Source organism: Aureimonas frigidaquae (genome assembly GCF_001463905.1).
In the GTDB taxonomy this organism is placed as follows: domain Bacteria; phylum Pseudomonadota; class Alphaproteobacteria; order Rhizobiales; family Rhizobiaceae; genus Aureimonas; species Aureimonas frigidaquae.
Map to the genome: position 1 here is coordinate 159,660 of NZ_BBWR01000016.1, position 22,358 is coordinate 182,017.

The following is a 22,358-nucleotide window of genomic DNA, read 5'->3' on the forward strand; positions in this document are numbered from 1 at the left end:
CGGGTATTCTAGATCAGCTAGCGAAACGGGGTCGGGTGCTAGCACCTGGCGTCCACTTCTCACTGCAAGATAGACACCGTTCGCGAGGAGATCAACATGACTGAGACCAAGGCGCAGGCCTTCGAGACGAGTGCCTGACACCGTTCTTGCAGCAAGCAAAAGCGGATGGGCTATCCATCCGGTGGGAAACGGACAGAGGTGGAAGCGACCACATGTATTTAGAGGGTCCAGAATGAAGCGGCCCGACCTGGAGCGCCACTATTCCAATGGCCCGGGCAAACATGTCCATAGCTCTTTGCGTGAGCCTGCGTACGGTTGCCCATACGGACCGGACGCTGCGGCAATTCAAAGAACCCGTTAACCAGGCAATCCTATAGATGAGCTTCGAGGGCGAAGCAGCAAGCGTCGAGCCAGCCCGGCGCTAACTGCGGAGGATGAGCCACCGCAGCTGTGGCAACAGGCTTGCCCTCGGATAGGAGTGACCGCAATGGTGATACCGTTGACGATCACGATTACCGTAAGGAAAACCCGGAGTGGCTGGCGGGCCAAACTCCGGGTCATCTTCTTAGCGCAGTAGTCGAAAAGGGACCGGGTGTTTGCAGCACCCGGTCCCTCTCCAACAAGGTAGGCCCGAACCAAAGTTGGATCAACCCATCTTTTTCGGAGCGGCCAGCAGGCCTGCTGGCAGCGTGGATCACAGCACACGGCGGGAGCGATACGGCACAGGCAGCGCCCTCAGGCGCGGGCGGTGCCGAGGAAGTCGTTAAGGCGCTGGCTGCGCCGGCCGTCGAAGATCAGGGACGGAGGGCCATCCTCCGCCACGAGCCCGCGCTCCATGAAGACGATCCGGTCGGACACGTCGCGCGCAAAGCGCATTTCGTGCGTCACGATTAGCAGCGTCGTGCCGTCCTGCGCGATGCTCTTGACCGTGTTCAGAACCTCGCCGACGAGCTCGGGATCGAGCGCGGAGGTGACCTCGTCCAGAAGCAGGAGCTTGGGATCCATGGCCAGCGCGCGGGCAATGGCCACGCGCTGCTGCTGCCCGCCGGACAGCTGGCTCGGATAGTGATCGAGCCGGCCGCCGAGACCGACGCGGTCCAGCCAGGATTGGGCGATCTGCCGGGCCTGGTCGCGCGGGAGCTTGCGTACCTTCAAAAGGCCAAGCATGACGTTGCCGATGGCCGACAGGTGGGGAAACAGATTGAAGCTCTGGAACACCATCCCCGTCATGGAGCGTTGCCGCGACAGGTCGCGGTCCCCGAGGCGGCGCCGGCTGCCGTTGCGTGACGCATAGCCGATGCTTTCGCCGTCCAGGACGATCTCGCCGCCCTGGAATTCCTCCAACAGGTTGACGCAGCGCAACAGGGTCGTCTTGCCCGAACCGCTCGATCCGATGATGGAGACGACCTCGCCCGACCGGATGTCGAGATCGATCCCTTTTAGGACATCGACCGTGCCGAAGTTTTTGGTCAGTCCCCGTATGCGCAGGAGAGGCTGATCTGTGGCGGTTTGGCTCATCGGCCGGCTCCCACACGTTTTTCCATATGCTTGCCGAGCCGGTCCAGGGCGATGTTGACGATCAGATAGACCGCGCCCGCGAACAGGTAGAACTCGATCGTCAGGAAGTTGCGTCCGATCACCTCCTGCGTTTTCAGGAGAAGTTCGCCAACGCCGATGATCGACAACAGGCTCGACCCCTTGATGAGCTCGACGGCGGTGTTGATCCAGGGTGGGAGCGCAAGGCGGACGGCCTGGGGCAGGATGACATAGGCCATCAGCTTGGGAAAGGTCAGCCCGATGCTGCGCCCAGCCTCGGCCTGGCCGGGTGGAATGGCCTGGAGCGCGCCGCGTGTCAGCTCGCCAATATGCCCTCCGGCGAACAGGCCGAGGGCCAGGATGCCGGCCTGCGTCGTGCTGAGCGCCACTCCAAGGACGGTCGGGATGTAGAAGGCAGAGAGGATCAGCACCAGAAGCGGCGTGCCCCGGACGATGTCCACATAGATCCAGAAGGGCAGCCGGAGGATGCGCGGTGCGTAGACGAGGGCGATGCCGACGAGGCTGCCGATCGCCGTGCCGAGGACGATGGACGCGAAGGAAATCCAGAGGGTCATCCGGAATCCTTCGAGGAGCGGCCAGCGCGCAAGCCACAATTCCCGCAGGAAGATGTCCATGGTGAGCCAGCCGGTCAAAACTTCGGAAACCTCCGTTCGAGCAGCCGGAGCGCCGTGGCGATCACCAGGCATGCCAGGATGTACAGTCCGCTCGCCGCCGACCAGGTTTCGATGACCCTGAACGTATCGACGTTCAGCTTGCGAGCCTCGAAGGTCAGTTCGGGGATGGCGATGGCCGCGGCGATGGAACTGTCCTTGAAGATGCCGATGAAGGTGTTGCCGAGCGAGGGCAGCGCATTGCGCAGCATGACAGGCGCCACGACGTAGATGTTCGTCTGCAGCCGCGTCAGGCCGATGGCGCGGCCGGCTTCCACCACGCCCTTGGGCACCGACAGGAGGCCGCCTCGGAAGACTTCCGTCAGATAGGCGCCGGCATAGGCGGCCAGCGAGCCGATGAAGCTTTCGAACTTGCCGAGGCGTATGCCGGCCTGGGGCAGCGCGAAATAGACGAGCAGCACCAGGACCAGAAGCGGCGTGTTGCGGATCAACAGGACGTAGGTCCCGCTGATCCAGCGCAACAGGCGTATGCGCGAGAGGCTGGCGAAGGCCGACAGGAGGCCGAGCGCCGTTCCGATGGCAAGGGCGGCCACCGACATGGCCAGGCCCACCCAGAGCCCGGACAGGAGGTCATCGAAGCGCGCCCAGATGAAGCCGAACTGCAGCGTGTAATCCAAGGGACCGCCGCCGGGTCAGATCACCGGAGTTCCGCGGGGAAGCCGATCGCCGGCTCGGACGGGGTCTCACCGAACCACTTCTCGAAGGCCGCCTTGTAGACGGGGAAGGTCGTGCCCGTCATGGATTCACGTAAGGCGACATTGACGAAGTTGAGCCAGTTCGCCTCTCCCTGCTTGACGATGCAGCCATAGGATTGGGGGTTCCAGCTATAGCCGGAATCCACGTAACGGCCTTCGTTCTGCGTCATGTAATAGCGCAGGGAAGAGGAGTCGGTGGCGGCAGCATCGGCGCGTCCCGAGTTCAGCGCCTGATACATCAGATCCACGCTTTCGAACTGATCGACGGTCGCTTCCGGCAGAGCGGCATGCACCATATCCTCGGCGAAAACGTTCTGCAGCACCGAAACCGTGACGTCCGATCCCGCGGCCTTCAGGGCCTCGTAATCCGCGTAGCGTCCGCCGGCCACCATCATCAGGCTGACGCCTTCCCGGTAATAGGGGATGGTGAAGGCAACCTGCTGTGCGCGCGCCGCCGTGATGGTGACGAACTGGCAGGAAATATCCACCTTGTCGGTGACGATGTTGGGGATGCGGGCATCGGAAGCCTGGTTGACGAATTCGATCTTTGTCGCATCGCCGAACAGGCCTTCGGCAATGATCTTGGCCATCTCGATATCGAAGCCGACGAGTTCGCCATTCTCGTCCCGAAAGTGCCAGGGCGGGTTGGTGCTCCCGGTGCCGACGATGAGCGTGCCGCGCGACAGGACATCCTGAAGCTTGTCGGCCGAGGCCGTCCCGGTCATGCCCAGGGACAGGGCCAGGGAGGCGATTCCAATGGCTGTGGTCAGTGCGCGCTCATGCATGCGAATTCCCCTCTGGAAGGCAGGATGATCTTGCATCGCGGTCATGAGGCTCCATCGCGCTGCAGGGCAAAGCAAGGGAGCCGTGTTCCGCCTGGCGGAAAAAGGCGTTCAGGCGCTTGGCAGAATGCCCTGCGCCTTGAGGCTGGTCAGTGCGTCCTCGACGGCATCGAGAGTCGTATCGATCACGGTCGCATCGTGGCAGCTCGACATGAACCAGGCGCCGCGCTCGAGCGCACGCACGCCGCGTTCCAGGAGCGCAGCGGTGAAGTGACGGTAAGCCACCCGGTCCATCCTGGCGAGGCCGCGATAGTTCACCGCCGGTTCGTCGATGCCGAAGGCCACATGGAAGATCTGCGGGAAGCCCGTGACGACGGCCTTCACCCCGGCCGAGCGTAGCCTGTCATCGATCCCCGACATCAGGCGCTCGCCGTCCCGCTCCATGCCGGCATAGACATCCGGCGTCAGCGCCGTCAGGCTGGCGACGGTGGCTGCCATGGCGAGCGGTTGGGCATTGTAGGTCCCGCCATGAACGACGCCGCCGGTCGAGAAGAGATCCAGAAGATCGGCACGGCCGGCCACCGCCGCCACCGGAAAGCCGTTGGCAATGGCCTTGCCGAAGGTGGCAAGGTCCGGCATCACGCCGAAGCGCTCCTGCGCGCCGCCCGGGGCGAGGCGGAAGCCGGTGATGACCTCGTCGAAGATCAGGATCGTGCCGAAGCGGGTACAAGCGTCGCGGACGCCTTCGAGGTATCCCGGCGCCGGATGCACTGCACCCGCATTGCACATGGCCGCTTCCATGATGACGCCGGCCACATCGCCGGCGGAGAGGCGGGCGACAAGGCGCTCAAGGTCGTTCCAGGGCAGAATTTCCAGTGCGGTCGCGCCCTCCGGCAACTGGCCGCGGCTGCCCGCCACCGCATGCGGCGCATCGGCGGGGCCGGCCGCATCGAGGGCCGGTGCGGTGGACCACAGGACATTGTCGAGCCAGCCGTGGTAATGGCCCTCGAACTTGATGATCGTACGCCGGCCCGTCGCGGCGCGGGCCAGCCGCAACGCCGCCTGGTCCGCCTCTGTCCCGGAGGATGCGAAGCGCAGGCGCTCCGCGCAGGGCACACGTTCACATACGAGCCGTGCCGCCTGCGCCTCAATCATGGACTGTCCGCCGAAGAGGATGCCCAACTGCATCTGACGGGCAACCGCATGCGTCACCGCGTCCGGGCTATGCCCCAGGATCATCGGCCCCATGCCGAGGTAATAGTCGATAAGCCTGTTGCCATCGATATCGTAAAGATACGCGCCTTCCCCGCGATCGAAGACGAGAGGCGTTGGGGCAATGTTCATTCGGAAATTGCTGTTGACGCCGCCGGACATCCACTGTGCGCTGTGTTGGGTTTGCTCGGCAGATTTCTGGAATGTCAGGAGGCGACCCCGATTCGGGCTGGCTTGACTGTGACGTTGTTCGGATTGCACGATGGGACCCCCGCATTCGCTGTTGGTCAAAGCTGGCCACAAGGCGCGGCTGGGGTAAAGCGCGGCTTGTTTCACGGGGCGGAAAATGTCTAAGCTTCTGAACGACTTCTGGGTTCTCTGCGAGAAAGTCCTGTGAGCATGGCGGCCGACAGCGGTTACATCGTGGGACCGGTCCTGAAGGCCCTGAAGGTTCTGGATGCGGTTGCGCAGAAGGGCCACCCCGTCTCGCTCACCGTGATCTCGACGGAACTCGACCTGCCGAAGACAAGCACCTTCCGCTACCTGCGGACGCTGAGCGCCGCCGGCTTCCTGTCCTATGACGCCGCGGCGGACCGATACAGCGTTGGCACCCGGTTCCGTATGCTCGCCAATGCCGATAACGGCATCCAGCGGCTGCGGGATCGGGCGCTGCCGATCCTGGAGGACATGAACCGGGAGTTCAACGAGACGGTCAATCTCGGCGTCCTGTCCGGCAACGAGATCGTCTATATCGCCATTCTGGAGCCGACGCGCGGCGTGCGGATGCAGGCGCGGGTCGGCCGCCGCGATCCGCTCCACTCGACCGCGCTCGGAAAGGCGATCCTCGCCAGCCTGCCGGAACCGGAACGAGGGCGCCTGATCTCGCAAACCCTGCCGCAACGGACATTCCGCACCATGACGCAGTATGAGGCCGTCATGCGCCAGCTCCGCGCGGTGGAGACCTCCGGCATCGCGATCGACGCCGGCGAAAACGAAGACGGTATCATGTGCGTGGGCACGCCGATCCGTCATGAGGCGGGCTACCCCCTGGCCGCCATCAGCCTGTCGGCTCCCGAACGGCGGGTCACGGGGACTGTACGGGAGCGCATCATCGACCGCCTGCAAGCTGCCGCGCGCGATATTTCTGCCGGCCTCTACGATACGGTGCCGGCTTAAGCTCCGCGATAGACATAAGAGCAGGAGCACAGCCCGTCACGTCGGCTCCAGCCGGGTCGCGTTCGACAACCTCCGCAAAAATGACACAATTTAGACACGTTAAAACTTGACTCGAATCATCAAGTTTACGATCACTCGCCCGTTCGAGTTTGTCAGGGCAGTTTTCAACGATGACCCACGGTTTGGAGCCGGCGCCGCGTGCGCCGGGGCGCGCCTTTGCGCGCATTCTCATGGCTGGCGCATGCCTCCTCCCCTTGACGGCAGCGCAGACGGCGCGCGCGCAGGACAGCGGCGCGGATGTTCAGCTGGATGAGGTGCTTGTTCTGTCCACACGTACGGAAAAGCGGTTGCTGGACGTACCGCAGACGGTGTCGGTGATCGACCGTGCGCAGATGGACGAGCGCAATGTGCGCGATATTCAGGACCTGGTCCGCTACGAGCCGGGCGTCAGCGTCGGCCGCACGACCTCCATCACCAACCCGTGGGGCCAGTTGTCCGGCTTTACCATCCGGGGCATGAGCGGCAACCGCGTGCTCATGACGGTGGACGGCTCCCGGGTGCAGGAGCAGATCACCGACGGCAGCCGCGACTTCTTCGACATGTCGAATTTCAAGCGCGTCGAGATCGTGCGGGGGCCGAACTCGGTCCTGTGGGGTTCCGATGCGCTGGGCGGTGCGGTCATGTTCCAGACGCGCGATCCGTCCGATCTGTTGATCGGGGCCGACAAGCCCTGGGCGATCGAATTGAAGGGCGGGTATGACAGTTTCGACCGATCCTTCCGCGAACAGGCCACGGGCGCCTACGATTTCGGCGATGTTTCGATCCTCCTGAGCTATGGGCGGCGCGATGGGCACGAAGCGCGCCTGTCGAATGCGCGCGCCGATGGCGGCATCTGGGGATGTTCGCGCCTGACGATCGGCTGCGACCGCCTGTTCCCCGCCGATACGGGGGTCGATAACGGCCTTGCCAAGCTGGTCTGGACGCCGAACGGCGAGCACACGATCAAGCTGACCGGTGAGTGGTTCGAGCGGAACACGCAGGTCGACCAGCTCTACGACATGTCGGCCTCCCCGACCGGGATCGCGACCCGGACGGCCTATGTGAGCGAGGCCTACCCCCGCGATCTGGAGATGAGCCGCAAGCGCATCGCGCTCCAGCACGAGTGGATCGTTGGCGAATCCTGGCTCGACAATGTGACGTGGTCCGTCTCCTACGCGCCGCAGAGCCGGGTGACCGACAGCAACCAGACGCGGCGCTATTCAAACCGGACGCTGACGGTGAACCAGTATCGCGATTACAGCGAGGATTTCCTGGAAGCCGACATCCAGCTGCAATCCTCCTTCGGCCTGTCCGGGAGTCAACATACGCTGACCTACGGTTTCGACGGCGGCCACACGAAGGGTGACTACGAAGGCATCAACACGACCTTCAATTCGCTGACCGGTGGAACGACGGTCGCCGAGAACCAGGGCTTCAGTTTCCCACGCGTCACCACCGACCGCGCGGACGTCTACCTGCAGGACGATGTGGACCTCATCGACGGTCGCCTGACCCTGACGCCCGGGGTGCGGCTGGCCTATTACGGGATCGACCCGACGGGCGACGACACCTATCCCGGCCTGCCGGGCTTCGAGCCGGAGAAACAGTCCCATACGGAGCTTCTGACCTCGCTCGGGGCGATCTACCGTTTCGACGAGACCTACTCCGCCTATGCCTCCTTCGGGCAGGGGTTCAAGATGCCGACGTCCCAGCAACTGTTCCAGTCGAGCACGGACCTTTTCACGGGATCGGCGATCGTTCCCAACCCCTCGCTCAAGCCCGAATCGGTCGATGCTTACGAAGCCGGCATACGGGGCCGGTACGGCCGGGCCTATTTCAGCGCCGGGGTCTTCTACTCCCAATACAAGAACTTCATCCGAAGCTTCCAGCCGACCACGATTACGGATCCGAGTGGCAATGTCGTTACGGCCTATACGTTCGACAATGTCGAGGACGTGAACCTCTATGGCGTCGAACTGGCCGGGGAGGTTGAGGTTGCCGACTATACCAAGTTGCATGGCAGCCTGAGCTGGAGCCGCGGCAACCAGCGCGTCGCCGCGGACGCGACCAAGACCTACTTCGACGGCGCGGTGCCGATCACGGCGATCGTCGGCGTCACGCATCAGATCACGCAATACGACCTGCAGCTCGAACTGTTCGGAACCTTCGCAGCCGGCAAGACGAACGCAAGCGACGACGCGCTGTTCCTTCCGTCCAGCTACGCCCTGTTCGACACCTATGCCAAATGGACCCCGCGTGAGAACTTCGAGTTGACGCTCGGCATCGAGAATATCCTCGACAAGCGCTACTTCCCGAACACGCTCCAGAACTACAATCTGACGCCGGCATCGGCCGCTGTCGCGAACGTCAACCCGCTCGAGCTTCAGACGGGCCCGGGCCGCGTCTTCAAGATCGGCGCGACGGTGAAGTTCTGATCCGATGCACGATCTGTTCCGTCAATTCGAGCGGCTCGTCCGCATCTGCGTCTCCACGCCGGCGGGGCGGATCGGCATCGCCATCTTCCTGGCGGTGGTCTGCCTGAAGCTCGGGGCGGTCTATGCGACCGTCCGGCTGGTCCAGTGGACCGGCGCCTTCTACTCGGCCGTCCAATCGGTCGACGGGCCGCAGATCCTGCGGCAGATCGGCGTTTTCGCCGTGATCGTCGGGCTGAACTCCGCCCGGCATATCGTGTCCGAATATATGCGCAAGCACCTGGAGCTGCGCTGGCGGCGGGTGCTCACCGACCATGCGCTGGATGCCTGGACGCGGGACAAGGCCTATTGGCATCTGGCCAATGGGCAAGGCTCCGCGATCGACAATCCGGACCAGCGCATTGCCGACGATTGCCGGTTCTTCGTCGCAGGGCTGCTCGGCGAAGTGCTCGATCTCATCCAGGGGGTGGTCGGGCTGTTCTCCTATGTGGCGCTCCTATGGGCTCTGTCCGATTTTGCACTCTCCCTTGCGCCGCTCGGGCTGAACCTGGACATTCCCCGCTACATGGTCTGGGCGGCCTTCCTCTATGCCGCGATGAGCAGCGTGTTGACGCACGCCCTCGGCCGGCGCCTGAAGCCCGTCCTTGCCGAGCAGCAACACCGTGAAGCGAGCTTTCGCTTTGCCCTTGCGCGCTGGCGCGGCCATTTCGACGCTGTCGCCCTGTCCGATGGCGAGGCCGCCGACCGTCGGCGCTTCGCAGCGCGCTTCGAAGATGTGGCGCAGAACTGGCGCCACCTCGTCCGTCGGGAAATGATCCTGCAATCCTTCACCTACCCGTTCCAGCACAGCGTGCTGCGCATCCCGCTCTTTGTGGCGATGCCCGGCTACCTCGCCGGGGCCGTCGATTTCGGCGGGTTGATGCAGCTTGCGATGGCTTTTTCCAATGTGGTCACGACGCTGTCCTGGTTCATCTTCTCCTACCGGGATCTGGCGGAGCTCGCCGCAACCGCGACGCGCCTCGACAGCTTCCTGCAGGCTGCCAAAGGCTTCCACGACACCCCTAAGCCGATTGCGCTGGCCGATGCGGCGGATCGGCTGGAACTCATCGATCTCAGCCTGCGCAGCCCGAGCGGCACCGCGCTCCTGACCGTGCCGGCCCTGACCCTCCGTCATGGCGATCATGCCTGGATCCGTGGTCGGTCGGGCCTTGGCAAGACGACGCTCCTGAAAGCGATCTCCGGCTTCTGGCCGCATGGGGACGGCCGGGTCATGCGGCCTGCCGGCTGTATCATGGTGCTGCCGCAGCGCCCCTACATGCCGTCCGGTTCCCTCATCGAGGCGGCGGCCTATCCCAGCCCGCCGGACCGGTTCGGGCAGGGGGCGATCATGCGGGCGCTGGGGCTCGTCGGCATGGATGAGGGGGCCGATCTGAAGCCGGTGGATTGCCTGTCGGGAGGCGAGACACAGCGGCTCGCCATGGCGCGGCTGCTCCTGCACAAGCCGGCCTTTGCCATACTGGACGAGGCGACCAGTGCGCTCGACGCCGCGGCCGAAGGCAAGCTGCTGCAGCGCCTGCGCCAGGAACTGCCGGACACGACATTCATCATGATCGCCCACCGCGAACCGCCGGGCTTTGGCGGCCTGCGCCGTATCGACCTGGATCAGCGCGCCGTTCCGGCGATGCCGCTGACCGCATGACACGCAAAGGAAACACCATGGAACTGCACGCACAAACGGATCGACGCCGGCTGGACAGTGCGCCGGAGGCGATCCTGCCCCTGTTGCCCACGCTCGGCCGCCTCATGGCGATCGGCAAGCATAAGGGCGTGACGCATGAGCGGATCGGCCCGGTGGAACAGGTCGTGTTTGCCGATGGATGCGCCAGGCTGGAAGGGGCCGCCCATGCGGGAGAGCTCGACCTTTCCAGCGTCCGGACCATCTCGGCGGACTTTACGGCCATGATGGGGGACCGCGCGATGCCGCGTCTGGCGCTCGAGGGCGCCGACGGGGAGCCGGTCTTGAGCTTCGTCATGCTGGACGGCCGGGAGGCGTTCGACCGGGCCTTTGGCGACGTGCCGGGAAGGCCCGCCGATCCGCTCGCCCCGGCACCGCGCCCCGCGCAGGCTGCGCTGGACGACGACGATCCGGGCTTCCTCTTGCTGGACGCGCTACGCCAGTCGGAAGAGACGGTGGAACTCATCCTGGAGGCAAGAGGCTTCCGGCAGCGCTGGCGCGGCAAGGTCGGCACGGTAAGCCGCGCCATGGGCTTTTCCAACGTGATGACGGAGACCTTCCACCTCCATTTGCGCGGCGGCGCCGTCGCCCGATGGGGCCGGGAGAATGACGCCGGACGACTGGCCGCGCTGGACAGTCACGGTCTGCCGATCGGCCTCTTCATCGTTGCAGTGGACGCTGCGTCGCAACTGCCCCTCCTGCAGGGGGAAGCCTGGTGAGCGCAGGCGGGATCGACCATCCGGCCGGCGGCTGGATCGACACGTCGTCCCTGGCCGTCGTGCCGCACGCGGCGGCGTTGCGCAGCGCCGTTCGCAACAGGGTCATACTCCTGGGTGAAACGCATGACGACGCCGCGGTCCATCGATGGCAGCTCCATACGGCGGCGGGGCTCCTGGCCATGGGCCAGCCCCTCGCCATGGGTTTCGAGATGTTTCCGCGGCGCGTGCAGCCGATCCTGGACGCTTTCGTGGACGGGCAATTGTCTGCGGAAGACTTTCTAAATCGCGTCGGCTGGGGAAAGGTCTGGGGCTTTGCCGCAGAGCTGTACTGGCCCCTGTTCCATTTCTGCCGACAGATGCGCGTGCCCATGCGCGCCTTGAACTGTGAACGGCCGCTCGTCACCAATGTGGGCAAGCTCGGCTGGGACGCCATCGGGGATGTGGAGCGTGAAGGCATCAGCCCGGCCTGGCCCGCCAGCCCTGCCTATCGGCGCTATCTGCATGCCATTACCGGCCAATCGACGAGGCCCGATGGGGCCGCCACGCCTGACGCGCCGCAGTTCGATCGGTTCGTGCGCGCGCAGCAGACGTGGGATCGCGCCTTTGCCTGCCGCATTGCGGAGACACTGGATGCGTTCCCCGACCACCGCGTCGTCGGTATTATCGGGCGCGGACATCTGGAATTTGGCTACGGAACGCCGTTCCAGCTCGACGATCTGGGAATTGGAAGTTCGATCCTGCTGCCGACGCGCGCGGCTTCATACGGGCCGGACATGACGCAACCCATCGCCGACCTTTTGTGTCGGCTTGGAGATTGATGAGCGGTCTCCCTCCATTCGTCGCTGATGCGGCGGTGAACGACAATCACTGATGAGGAGGATGCGGCAACGGTCCGGCATGCTAGCTGACAGTCACCAAAGCGAATGCGGAACGTCCACAATGTCAGACCGTTCGACGCGTCGGATGATCCGTTATCGCGGCTCACTCAACGACATTTAAAGACGACATCACTGAGCATGTAGCGCCCAATCTTGTTCCCAATATCCAGTCGCATCACCGGCATAAAACCGTCGCTGCTCCGAATATTCAAAGCGAAAGGATAACGCGTTGATCCTTTATATGGCTTGAATACGCTCTTTCCCTCGCTGTACGCGGCATCAGCGGAATCTGTTGTGAAAAGTTGTATAAGATCATCATTTTGACCTTCGACTACGCCGGTTACGCGTAGAACATGACACTCACGTAGACGGTCCACATCATCGCCTTGAGCGCGGAGAAGGATCTGTGAATCAGGGCGATCAGCAACCAACAGCCCGGTAAGGCGCGACGGTTCTGTCTGAAAACCAAAACTTTGTTCGATCTCGAACGTGACCGGGAGTATCGCTTTCCATGCCTCGGGCGCTTCGAGCGTCATTTCATCGGGGAAAAGCAGGTGACGCGTGAACGATATGTCCAGCGCACGTGCGGTATCGACGGCCTTAGTAAAATCAGTCCGCCAGATCTGACCGCAAACGAGCGGTGCACCGATGATAAGATTTTCCTGTAGGCAATCTATATCCGCGCGTCGATGCTGGGCCCACGCTTCATAGTATGGGCCGTGCGAGAAAGTTCCAATCATTGCCGAGTAGCCTACCAGGCCAATCGCCGACAGCACGCCGATGCCAGTTGAGCTTGATAGCTTGCGAACCCATTCTATGGCAGCCGCTACGATCCAGGGGACAAGAATTGTAAGCCAAAAAAAGTGGAAGCGGCTGCCGCTTCTCATGAACCAATCGTAGAGTGGCGCATCGCTGCTGGCACCGTGCGAGGCTCGGCTTGCTGTCACAAGCAACGCGTATGCCCCTATGCCGAAAACCAGTGTCAGGAAGATAACCGCGCGCTTCTGATGCTCAAGTAACCGGCTCCCGCGCATGACCTCACGCAGGCTGGCAATCACCAAAGCGCCTATCGCTCCTGCCAGCAGAAGGCTCATGCCGATCGCGGCTATGGGCGTTAATGTCTGCGCGGCAATAGATCGTCCGACAAGGCCAGTTAAGAAGACCCAAAATTCAAGCTGCCAAGGCATCGTCCACGGAATGTCGGCACTGTGGGTGTGCCCTTTCTGAACTATAAGGATAACCCAAAGTTGGGCAGGCAGAGTGATAAGCGCGCCGATAGCAAATCCAATCGCCCCCGCACGCAGGCGTCTCGCATCCAGCACGTCAAAGCATATCGACAGCGCAGCAAGAACGAGCGCTGATGTCAGTGCGACAATGGCGCCTGAAATGTAGGCGAACCCTCCCAAGATGCTGAACAAGGCCACAAGCACTATAAGCGATAGATTGGAAAGGCTTGTACAGACAATCACGGTGATGCTGGCTAACAGCGCTATCAATGGTAGCGCCTGATGGTAGGCTAGGTTCTGGAGACCCCAATAGGTGTTGGGCTGCAGCATGAAGATGCACGCAAGATATCCAAGGCACGCACCCGTCTTCCGGAAGCTGGAGAATAAGAGTTTGTGCTGTAGGAGCAGCAGTCCTCCTAGGCAAGCCAGGAGAGAGAGCAATTGCTCGACAACGCCGTTGCCACCTAGTAAATGAACAGAAAGCGCATCGAGAAACTTACCCGTTGCGTATATCGTATCATTTGCAGGTCGGAATAGGTCCGCCAACGCGAACGAGCCGGCGGTTCCATCTGCCAGGCTACGCCAATCATCGATAAATGGTAGGTCGATACTGTGATGGATCCACGACAAGGCCATCGCAACAAGCACGAGCCACGGTATTGCTTGATAGATTATGGATAGATTGCGTTCATCGGTCGCTCGGGTTAAGACTGTACGCCAATTTGTTTGTGACATATGCAATCCGCTCACCGACGTAGCACCGTACGGGACAGGAAAAAGTTGAGACCGGTCGTGAAGATAAGGACGCCCAGAATCGCTGTGCGCGCGCCGATGCCTGCGCTCTGGACCAAGTAAAGGGCACCGAGCCCAACTATGAAAACTGAAGCGTAGACCAGTGCAAGGATGAGCCTATCAGGCAGGCTTGTACGCCCCTCAACAAACACACGATTCGGATACAGAATGGCCACGAAAGCGATTCCAGCGAGCCACGCGCAGGCATATGCGAGTGTCGGCTGCGTTATGAACAGAAGCGCCTGGTAGAGCAGAAACGTAAAGCCGGTATTGACTAAGCCGGCGATTAAAAAGCGGATAGCGTCCGCTGAGTAGCGCGACCCGCGAAATGGTGACATCACGGATTAGCTCCGGCCAACCGAACGGGCGAGGTCAAGAAACGTCGCATAGTCGCGCATATAGTCTTCAGCCTCGTAGGGATGCGATGCGGCGACGAAAAGGACGCTGTCAGCGTCGAATTTGTACTGAATACCCCAGACCATAGGTGGCAAGTAAAGCCCAACTGAGGGGTCGGCCAGCCGTGTTTCCCGGCGCAGTGAACCGTCATCCACTACGACGGATACACCGCCGTGCGCTGCAACGAGGAATTGAGCGCATTTATGGTGGGCGTGTTCGCCACGCACGTGATGGCTGGGAACGCCATAAACAAGAAAGGTCCGCTTAGGTTCGAATGGCAGACCTTTTCCTTCTTCCAGGGGTGTTAGACTCCCACGCATGTCGGTGAAATTAGGAAGGCGCTCAAGCCAACTGCCCCCGACGCCAAGATTCACCCGGCTGCCAATGGCATTGCCGAGAATGGCGCTATCGGCCATCTCGGGTCGGTGCAAGCCGGGAGCGACATTGTCTTGATACCCTATGATGAACGCTGGGTTGCCGACAACCGTAGCGAAGGGGGGAACGTCGCGTGTGACGACAGCTCCAGCCCCGATCATCGCACCGCGTCCGATGCGGACGCCAGGAAGTATGGTCGCGTTTGCGCCGATCGAGGCATGCTCTTCGACAATCGTCGATAAGAAACTCTCAGGATACGCGCGCGATCGTGGGAAGCGATCATTGGTAAACGTCGCGTTTGGGCCAATGAAAACATTCTCGCCAATGCGTAGTCCATCCCAAAGTTGAACGCCGCATTTCACGGTGACACCGTCGCCGACTATTACGTCGTTCTCAACAAAGACGCCGTCGCAAATATTGCAGTCGCGTCCGATCTTTGCGCCAGGCAGGATATGTGCAAAGGCCCAGACTCGCGTGCCTTCACCGATCTGTTTGCTTTCGCAGAGACTTTGCGGGTGAAAATAGGGCGGTGTCACGGTGAACTCGTTCAATGTTATCTCCGAGTGTCAGCGGGAATGACTAATTGTGCTGGGCCGGACGAGATCACTCGGCTGACGATACGCAAAGGCCGGCGTTTCGTATTTTCAAATGTTCGCCACAGGTACGATCCCATGACTCCCTGTACTGCTAACGTAGCAGACGAAGTAAAGGCGATAAAGAGCATCAGGCTCGCATAACCAGGCTCGGTAATAAAACCCAAAAGGCGCGATAAAAGAATGAACATTCCAAAAAGTAAGCTGAGGAGACATCCGATCACGCCAAACCACAAAACCAACAATATAGGCAAATCAGAAAACGAAAAAATACTGTCCATCATGTAGCGCATGCGCCTTGAAAAATTCCATGCGCTCTTTCCCTTCAAGCGCTCTTGCCGCTCATATGGAATAAATTTGCGGCGGAATCCGACCCAGAACAGTTGTGCAATAAGGGAGCTGTTCGGCTCCTCAATCTGCAAGACCGCATCGACCGCCATTCGATTGCAGGCAAATATATCGACGCCGCCCTTCGGTACGTCCCTGATTACCATCCTTCGATATGTCGCCCAGAACATATCGGAAAACCAGTCGCGCACCGGATGATCGTGACGCCCGGTTCGCTCGCCGAAAACGATATCTGCTTCATTTGCTTCGAGTACGGCGAAAAAGTTTGTGATAAGCTCAGGCGGCTCCTGAAGGTCCGCAGCCATCACAGCAATATACTTGCCACGCGCAAGCTCCAGACCCGTGCGGATTGCTGTGAAAGAGCCGAAGTTCCGGCTGTGGTATGCGATTGTGGCATGGAAGGGGAGTTGGGAATAAGCCTGCGCAAGAAGTGCGCCGGATTCATCTGGCGACCCATCAACAACGAAAACAACCTCAAAATTCTCGATCTCCTCGTTCATCGCCGCGAGCACCGCGAGGAGATCTTCGATGTTCTCTTCGTTGCGATATACCGGAATGATGAGGGAACAGGTGATTTCACCGATCTCGGTTTCGCGTTCCGCTTTATCGACCCTTACGCTTTCCATGATGCGAGCCCTTGGCAAACTGCATCAATCTCTTCTTCTCTCATGGTGGGAAAGCATGGGACAGTCAGGAGACGGATGACGCTGTTACGCGCGTTCGCCAAACCACCGGGGGCCTCCTTCATAAGATGGTCGCGCCACCCTGCCTGGTCGCAGTCGAGGATTGGATAGTGAATATCAGTTGCGACGCCAATTTGGTTTAAATGATCGCGCAATCCGTCGCGATCATCGCAGAGAAGCACTGCGAGATGAGCGACGCTGCCTTTAGGGCCTCGGGCAATCCGAATGGAGCTTGGCACCGCAGCCTCGTAGCGATCCAGGATTGCAACACGTCGTTGATTGGCATGATCGAGATGCGGAAGCTGGACGGAAAGGATCGCGGCTTGGATTTCATCGAGGCGCGAGTTGCGTCCATTTGGACGCGCAATCTCGTATTTGCTACGCCATCCGTACTGGCGCAGCGCTTCGCAGTCCTCAGCCAGGGCATCGTCACGTGTCACGATTGCACCTGCATCTCCAAACGCGCCAAGATTCTTGGTTGGGTAGAAGCTGAAGGTCGCTACGTCACCGAAACTCCCGACCATTCGGTCGCCTAGTTTGGCGCCATGTGCCTGTGAACAGTCTTCCATAATCGCGACATGTGGGAAACCGAGCGCGTCCATCTCCTTGCGCAGCGAGGGAACATCGAAAACATTACCATACAAATGGGTAATCACTACGAAAGCCGTCTGTGGCGTCAGAGCCGATAGAATAGACGTCTGCGAGGCGAGTTGCGACGTTGGATCGATGTCTGCGTACACAGGCGTCAAATGCAGTTGGTGCATCGCTATCGCGGAATAGCCGCCGGCATTTGGTACTGTGATAGCCTCACCCCGCCCTGCACACCGCGTAGCGACAAGAGCCCGCATGGCGATCTCGAGCGCATCAGTGCCATTTGCGACGCCAACGCAGTGCTTCACGCCAACATACGACGCAAAGGCGTTACAAAAATCATGCGCTCTTCCGCCATTCAGCCACCAACCGGATCGCATGGTAGCGAGCACAGCTTCCTCGAACGCCGCAGCGTTTGAGCTGTAAGTGCGTTTGAGATCATTCAATGGAATTGGCATAATCTAACCGTTGTTACAATCGTTCGGTCCTGCCGACCTGTCGAATGGCTGCCATCTTCCACTCTTACGGGAAGATTTGCACCGGCGGAGAAAGGAAATGGCATCGAATGCATTTGCAGGATTATCACGCTTCGAGGCTATGGCGAAAGCCGACAGCCCAGTGCACTCCATTGCGTTTAACATGCTTTATGGCTGGAGCTGCCGATGACAAGCCTCTCTGTCGACACTTTCATGGAAGCGTACAAAATTGCTCCAGATGCTACAGGGAGCGCGGAATATCCCAAGGGTGCGCGCGACGCGGAGGGAAGGCCAGTTGCAGTTCAGAGGATGCTAAGTCGAATGATGGTGAGAAGAACGGGTCTGCTGGAAGCTTTTCGCCCCAGCGCTCGATCATATAAAGACATTCCCGTTCGAAGCGTGCTGCCTTTTCGGGGGTCGCGTCGCTACCGCGCGACGCAGATTCCAAATGGAACAGCTCCGCGAAGGGGGTCCATACAATGCGATAGCCTTTTTCACGTACGCGCAGGCACAGGTCGACGTCGTTGAATGCGACCGCGAGATCGTCCTCATTGAGGCCGCCAACGCTCTGATACACGTCGCGCCGGATAGCAAGACAAGCTCCAGTTACAGCACTGACTTCCCTTGCGAGAAGGAGTTGACCGAAATAACCAGGATCATTCCTCGAGTGGAACTGTCCTGTATGACCTGCTATCCCCAGGCCGAAGGATGAATGCCCCGCTCCTAAACGCACACCGGCATGCTGAATACGGCTATCGCCGTAAAGAAGTTTCGCACCGACAACGCCGACGCCGGGGCGCGAAATTTGCGCAACTAGCTCATTGAGCCAGTCACTTTCGATCATTTCGATATCGTTATTAAGGAGCAGCAAAATATCGCCTCTCGCCAGAGAGGCCGCATGATTGTTCAGTTTCGAGTAGTTGAATGAGCCGGCAACTTGTAAAACTGAAATTCGATTATCGAGTGAGAGGGTTTCGAAAAGTTGCTGGGTTTCCCTTTCTCTGCTCTCATTGTCTACAATAATAATCTCTATGGGGGAGTAAGACGTTTTCCGCAGCAGCCCTTCAACACAATTGCGCACGAGTTCGGACCGGTCACGTGTCGGAATGATTACGCTTACAAGCGGGCGATGTTCTGGAAGCTGCCATACGACGCGGTTGAATTGCCAAAGTGACGGTACGGCAACTGCCGTACCTTTGCCAAATTCCGCACTGTCCAAGAGACGCTGGACAGACTCCCTGCCAATTCGAACACAGTGCTCGATATTCTTCTGCGAAAATGAATGACCGGTTTTCTCCTGGCGCCAGTGGTAGAGAACCGACGGGATATGGCGGACTCTCTCGACGCCAGCAGCGGTAACCGCGCGCAGGACGAGATCGTAGTCTTGGCTTCCTTCCGTTCCAGGTACGAAGCCCTCGATACGCTCCAATAACGAACGGCGATAGACTCCGAGATGGCTAACAAAATTCTGACCAAGCAAAAGTTCGATGTTGAAATCTGGCTTGAAGTAAGGATCGTAGCGGTTTCCTGCTTCGTCAATCTTATCTTCGTCGGAATATAAAATATCGGTGTTGGGGTGAACGTTAAGGTCCGCAACGATTTCGTAGAGGGCATGTTCAGCAAGGATGTCGTCATGGTCAAGTAAGGCGACAAACTCCCCGGTTGCCAGCTTCAAAGCGCTGTTGCTTGCGGCTGCAATGTGCCCGTTGCTCTCCCGGCGCACGAGCTTGATCCTATCGTCCTCCTGAGCCGCCTTCTGAAGCAGGCGAGCCACATGTGGCGACGGCGACGCATCATCGGCAATGCACAGCTCCCAATAAGGATAGAGCTGGTTGCGCACCGAAGCGATCATCTCCGTGAGTGCTGTCTCCGGCGTATTGTAGACCGGAACGACGATCGAAATCGTTGGACAAAACGTCAACGCTTGGATGTGCTGCCTAATGAGATTGCGGTCATGGTCGTCGAGCGTGTCATGTAGGCGGACCCATTCCGCGTATCCGTCATCGATTTTACGTGGCTGTAAATCTTGCTCAGCGTGTGTGAGCATTTCCAGCAGCCCAGCACCTTGCGGGAGGCCAGCAGCCCGCATAGCGCGCAGGCGGTTGCGCATTCTCCAAGGGGTGACGGTCCACCAGCCCGCCCGAGCGATCCGCCGCAGTATCTTCCGTCTTTGCGGCGAGATTTCCTGTATTGCCCGACGGAGCGGTGCGGACGCCTTCCAGCTCGTAGAGGTGACAACCCTATCATAGGCAAGATGAAGGCGATCTCGATCCGCGCGCAGCGTTTCGCGCTCTGCGCACGCAGCCTGATACTGGTTGCGTAGGTCCTCAAGTTCAGCGGCGATCGCAGCACGGTCCGAGAAAAGAGAGTCCCGATCGCTCCTTCGGCTCAACTCTGCCTGACCTGCCTCCAACTCAATTAAGAGGCGGGCATGAGATGCTTCAATCTTATTAAGCTCGCTTTTCAACGTCGATAATGTCTGATTTAGCGCCAGGATGTCCGTCCGTAACGTTAGAGACTTGCCTTTGCCAGCAAAAAGGCAACGAATATGCTCTGTCGCGTCTGGATCGGTTCCTGCCTCGATGAGACGAGCTATGCCGTATGGCAGATTATGACCAACGCCCAGAACACCAAGCCCATTGGAATGCAGAAATTCAAAGGAGGGGTGTTCGCGAGAAAGTTCTATCCACAGTTCCCAAACGCCAAAGTCGCGCTCTCGAACATTGGTGTCATGGAAAATGATAATCCCTCGATCGGACATGGCATCACGCCATGTCTCGAAGTCATGGCGAACTGCTTTGTATGTATGCATGCCGTCGATATGCAGAATATCGATCTTACGTGATTCAAACTGCGCGCGCGCATCGTCGAACGTCGTACGAAGCAGTCTAGAAAAGGTTGAGTATCGGATCTTATTGTAATCAAAAACCTCAGAATATATGTCGTTGCTATAATGTCCTGAATGCTCGTCACCCTGCCATGTATCAATCGCGAAGGTCTCTGTTGATAGTCCTAATCTGTCTACTGCCTGACAAAAAGCGAAATAGGAATTGCCTGTGTGCGTGCCAAGTTCGACAATGAGTCTCGGTTCGGCGGCCTTCACTAGCCAGAACGCAAATGGGATATGGCCTGCCCAAGGGCCAGGAAATACCAGCCGCTCCGGCTCCCAGTCGATTTCACCGCCAGTTGGCAGTTTGGCAGAAATCACGCCCGAATAACAGGTCGCCATAAAACCTCACGCGCTCTTAGATATAGAATTCAAGTGCACTTTGTTAGCATTGTGTTGACGATTGCGCTTATGGTGGTGGGGAAAGCAGTCTCATTCTTGAACTTGCATGGCGTGCATGCCGCATCTTGCGCTGAGGCAGGCACGACTATACAGCATTGCGCTGGCATCCAGTCTCGCAGTTATAGCCTCGAGTGATGTTGCCATCCATTTTCGCGATATGCCGAGTGCCAACGGCCGCCGTCTAATAGTAAACTGCAGCCTTTCTCGCTGTGAATTCGGCAACCCTAAGGCGTTTCATCGACACTGCGGACTGCGCCGGTCCTTACGTGCATATTCCATCGGATTACGGCAAACCGAAGGTGCAAACAAGCTGGTTCGGGTGAACGAGCAGTTCGGTCACGCATGTCGGTACGCATCATTTTCCCACCTGGTGCGATACACGCTCCTTTTCGGAGTTGGAGCATTATTGAGCCGAGTTGCGCCGATAGCCTACTATCTCGCAAGCGATCGTTCGCGTAGGCATGGGCTTAGTCTCGCAAGGAAGCTGGCGTCACCTGTTGCGGCAGGTGGACAGCAGTTCGAAAATAGGTGAAGAGCCGATACGACAATCCTGCCGTCATCTCGGGGCACAATGAGCCGCTCGCATAAGCTTGCCTATATCGTCACCGAGGACTGGTTCTTTGCCTCGCACTTTTTGCCGATGCTGCGAGCCGCTCGCGATTCCGGCTTCGAGCCGATCGTTGTCACCCGAGTTCGCGATCATGCGGCATTGATCGAGGCTGCTGGAGCGCGTGTCGTGCCGCTGGAGGCGGACCGACGTAGTCTGAACCCGCTGAACATTCTTTCTGCCGTGAGGCGTCTGGCGAGGGTGCTGAAGCAGGAGGAGGTTGAGCGTGTGCATCTCATCGCGCTTCGTTCGATTCTCGTGGGCGGCGCAGCGGCAATGCTGGCGGGTATCGAGGATCGGGTCTTTGCCGTTACTGGCGGAGGCTTCCTGACAGCGCGTACTGATACGGCTGGAAGGATTTTGGCGCGTCTTGTCGTTCTCATCGTCCGCCGGCTGCTTCAAAGCAAGAGGACGCAGTTCCTTTTCGAGAACGAGGATGATCCACGCAGCTTTGACTTCGAGCCTGGAGACGCTGCGGTGACAATCGTCGGCGGCGCGGGCGTAGATCCCGAACATTATCGCCCGCTTGCTAATCTGCCTTGTCCTCCGCTAAAAATAGCTGTTGTTTCGCGTATGCTTTGGTCAAAAGGTATTGATCTTGCCGTCGATGCGGTAACTTCAGTTCGCTCGAAAGGCGTTGCCGTCGAGCTTTCATTGTTCGGCGCACCTGATCCGTCCAACCCAAAAGCGATTTCAACGAAAACGCTGCAGGACTGGTCAATGCGCGAAGGCATCACCTGGCGAGGGTTCACGGCGGACGCGCGCGAGGTTTGGGCCGAGCATCATGTTGCTTGCCTGCCCTCTCGCGGGGGGGAGGGCTTGCCACGGACGCTGCTGGAAGCGGCCGCATGTGGACGCGCTATCCTAACGACAGACGTTCCGGGGTGCCGTTCGTTTGTCCGGGATGGGATCGATGGTGTCGTCGTACCCGCTGGCGATGCTGGCGCACTTACCAAGGCAATCTTAAGCCTCGCCGCAGATCCCGCGAAGGTTGCCCGCTTTGGGCGATCGGCTCGGGCTCGTGTCGAAGACGGTTTCACCGAAGCGGCCGTCATTGCCAAGGTCTCTCAGATGTACGGCCGCTGA

The 22,358-nt window shown here is 59.7% G+C and carries 17 protein-coding genes; 6 read left to right on the plus strand and 11 right to left on the minus strand.

Annotated features, from left to right (window positions below; translation table 11 throughout):
- Positions 1–735: 735 nt before the first annotated feature.
- From AUL30_RS15645 to AUL30_RS15665, 5 genes are all read right to left on the minus strand, one after another.
- Positions 736–1,518 (minus strand): amino acid ABC transporter ATP-binding protein, encoded by a 783-nt coding sequence (locus AUL30_RS15645; protein ID WP_062228823.1) that lies wholly within the window; start codon positions 1,516–1,518, stop codon positions 736–738.
- Positions 1,515–2,171: an amino acid ABC transporter permease gene (locus AUL30_RS15650; RefSeq protein ID WP_062228919.1), complete on the minus strand. Its 657-nt coding sequence runs from the start codon at positions 2,169–2,171 to the stop codon at positions 1,515–1,517. The genes AUL30_RS15645 and AUL30_RS15650 overlap by 4 nt, the downstream gene beginning before the upstream one ends.
- Before the next feature lie 14 nt (positions 2,172–2,185).
- Positions 2,186–2,845 (minus strand): amino acid ABC transporter permease, encoded by a 660-nt coding sequence (locus tag AUL30_RS15655; protein WP_062228824.1) that lies wholly within the window; start codon positions 2,843–2,845, stop codon positions 2,186–2,188.
- 20 nt (positions 2,846–2,865) lie between these two features.
- Positions 2,866–3,708: a transporter substrate-binding domain-containing protein gene (locus tag AUL30_RS15660; protein ID WP_062228825.1), complete on the minus strand. Its 843-nt coding sequence runs from the start codon at positions 3,706–3,708 to the stop codon at positions 2,866–2,868.
- 108 nt (positions 3,709–3,816) lie between these two features.
- Positions 3,817–5,049 (minus strand): aspartate aminotransferase family protein, encoded by a 1,233-nt coding sequence (locus AUL30_RS15665; protein WP_244490861.1) that lies wholly within the window; start codon positions 5,047–5,049, stop codon positions 3,817–3,819.
- Positions 5,050–5,316: 267 nt separating this feature from the next.
- On the opposite strand from AUL30_RS15665, the gene AUL30_RS15670 reads away from it, so the two are divergent.
- From AUL30_RS15670 to AUL30_RS15690, 5 genes are all read left to right on the plus strand, one after another.
- Positions 5,317–6,093 carry an IclR family transcriptional regulator gene (locus AUL30_RS15670; protein ID WP_062228827.1) on the plus strand — a complete coding sequence of 259 codons (777 nt, stop codon included), beginning with the start codon at positions 5,317–5,319 and terminating at the stop codon, positions 6,091–6,093.
- A 170-nt stretch (positions 6,094–6,263) separates the two neighbouring features.
- Complete coding sequence (locus AUL30_RS15675) at positions 6,264–8,567, plus strand: TonB-dependent hemoglobin/transferrin/lactoferrin family receptor (protein ID WP_083507981.1); 2,304 nt, start codon at positions 6,264–6,266, stop codon at positions 8,565–8,567.
- A 4-nt stretch (positions 8,568–8,571) separates the two neighbouring features.
- Entirely contained in the window at positions 8,572–10,263 is a 1,692-nt protein-coding gene (locus AUL30_RS15680; RefSeq protein WP_062228829.1) for an ABC transporter ATP-binding protein/permease, read from the plus strand.
- A 17-nt stretch (positions 10,264–10,280) separates the two neighbouring features.
- Entirely contained in the window at positions 10,281–11,018 is a 738-nt protein-coding gene (locus AUL30_RS15685) for a hypothetical protein (protein WP_062228830.1), read from the plus strand.
- Positions 11,015–11,836, plus strand: a complete 822-nt coding sequence (locus AUL30_RS15690; RefSeq protein ID WP_062228831.1) for a ChaN family lipoprotein — start codon at positions 11,015–11,017, stop codon at positions 11,834–11,836. Before AUL30_RS15685 ends, AUL30_RS15690 begins: the two co-directional genes overlap by 4 nt.
- A gap of 167 nt (positions 11,837–12,003) precedes the next feature.
- Here AUL30_RS15690 and AUL30_RS15695 read toward each other — a convergent pair whose 3' ends face one another.
- The 6 genes from AUL30_RS15695 to AUL30_RS19525 all read right to left on the minus strand — a co-directional run bounded on the left by AUL30_RS15695 (position 12,004) and on the right by AUL30_RS19525 (position 20,605).
- Complete coding sequence (locus AUL30_RS15695; RefSeq protein WP_157070225.1) at positions 12,004–13,857, minus strand: hypothetical protein; 1,854 nt, start codon at positions 13,855–13,857, stop codon at positions 12,004–12,006.
- Between the two features lie 11 nt (positions 13,858–13,868).
- Entirely contained in the window at positions 13,869–14,252 is a 384-nt protein-coding gene (locus AUL30_RS20320; RefSeq protein ID WP_062228833.1) for a GtrA family protein, read from the minus strand.
- Positions 14,253–14,258: 6 nt separating this feature from the next.
- Positions 14,259–15,236, minus strand: coding sequence for a WxcM-like domain-containing protein (locus AUL30_RS20210; protein ID WP_157070226.1), 978 nt, complete (start codon positions 15,234–15,236; stop codon positions 14,259–14,261).
- 2 nt (positions 15,237–15,238) lie between these two features.
- Complete coding sequence (locus tag AUL30_RS15710; protein ID WP_062228834.1) at positions 15,239–16,252, minus strand: glycosyltransferase family 2 protein; 1,014 nt, start codon at positions 16,250–16,252, stop codon at positions 15,239–15,241.
- A complete protein-coding gene (locus tag AUL30_RS19520; protein ID WP_083507982.1) occupies positions 16,240–17,358 on the minus strand; it encodes a DegT/DnrJ/EryC1/StrS family aminotransferase in 1,119 nt (372 codons plus the stop codon). The genes AUL30_RS15710 and AUL30_RS19520 overlap by 13 nt, the downstream gene beginning before the upstream one ends.
- A gap of 259 nt (positions 17,359–17,617) precedes the next feature.
- Positions 17,618–20,605 carry a glycosyltransferase gene (locus AUL30_RS19525; RefSeq protein WP_083507983.1) on the minus strand — a complete coding sequence of 996 codons (2,988 nt, stop codon included), beginning with the start codon at positions 20,603–20,605 and terminating at the stop codon, positions 17,618–17,620.
- A 631-nt stretch (positions 20,606–21,236) separates the two neighbouring features.
- Here AUL30_RS19525 and AUL30_RS15730 point away from each other — a divergent pair.
- Positions 21,237–22,358 (plus strand): glycosyltransferase family 4 protein, encoded by a 1,122-nt coding sequence (locus AUL30_RS15730; protein ID WP_062228837.1) that lies wholly within the window; start codon positions 21,237–21,239, stop codon positions 22,356–22,358.

Excerpts from the sequence above, each read along its gene's own strand:
- AUL30_RS15645 (WP_062228823.1), bottom strand. The coding sequence starts at position 1,518 with ATGAGCCAAACCGCCACAGATCAGCCTCTCCTGCGCATACGGGGACTG.
- AUL30_RS15650 (WP_062228919.1), bottom strand. The coding sequence starts at position 2,171 with ATGGACATCTTCCTGCGGGAATTGTGGCTTGCGCGCTGGCCGCTCCTC.
- AUL30_RS15660 (WP_062228825.1), bottom strand. The coding sequence starts at position 3,708 with ATGCATGAGCGCGCACTGACCACAGCCATTGGAATCGCCTCCCTGGCC.
- AUL30_RS15665 (WP_244490861.1), bottom strand. The coding sequence starts at position 5,049 with ATGAACATTGCCCCAACGCCTCTCGTCTTCGATCGCGGGGAAGGCGCG.
- AUL30_RS15670 (WP_062228827.1), top strand. The coding sequence starts at position 5,317 with ATGGCGGCCGACAGCGGTTACATCGTGGGACCGGTCCTGAAGGCCCTG.
- AUL30_RS15675 (WP_083507981.1), top strand. The coding sequence starts at position 6,264 with ATGACCCACGGTTTGGAGCCGGCGCCGCGTGCGCCGGGGCGCGCCTTT.
- AUL30_RS15680 (WP_062228829.1), top strand. The coding sequence starts at position 8,572 with ATGCACGATCTGTTCCGTCAATTCGAGCGGCTCGTCCGCATCTGCGTC.
- AUL30_RS15685 (WP_062228830.1), top strand. The coding sequence starts at position 10,281 with ATGGAACTGCACGCACAAACGGATCGACGCCGGCTGGACAGTGCGCCG.
- AUL30_RS15695 (WP_157070225.1), bottom strand. The coding sequence starts at position 13,857 with ATGTCACAAACAAATTGGCGTACAGTCTTAACCCGAGCGACCGATGAA.
- AUL30_RS20320 (WP_062228833.1), bottom strand. The coding sequence starts at position 14,252 with ATGTCACCATTTCGCGGGTCGCGCTACTCAGCGGACGCTATCCGCTTT.
- AUL30_RS15710 (WP_062228834.1), bottom strand. The coding sequence starts at position 16,252 with ATGGAAAGCGTAAGGGTCGATAAAGCGGAACGCGAAACCGAGATCGGT.
- AUL30_RS19520 (WP_083507982.1), bottom strand. The coding sequence starts at position 17,358 with ATGCCAATTCCATTGAATGATCTCAAACGCACTTACAGCTCAAACGCT.
- AUL30_RS19525 (WP_083507983.1), bottom strand. The coding sequence starts at position 20,605 with ATGGCGACCTGTTATTCGGGCGTGATTTCTGCCAAACTGCCAACTGGC.
- AUL30_RS15730 (WP_062228837.1), top strand. The coding sequence starts at position 21,237 with ATGAGCCGCTCGCATAAGCTTGCCTATATCGTCACCGAGGACTGGTTC.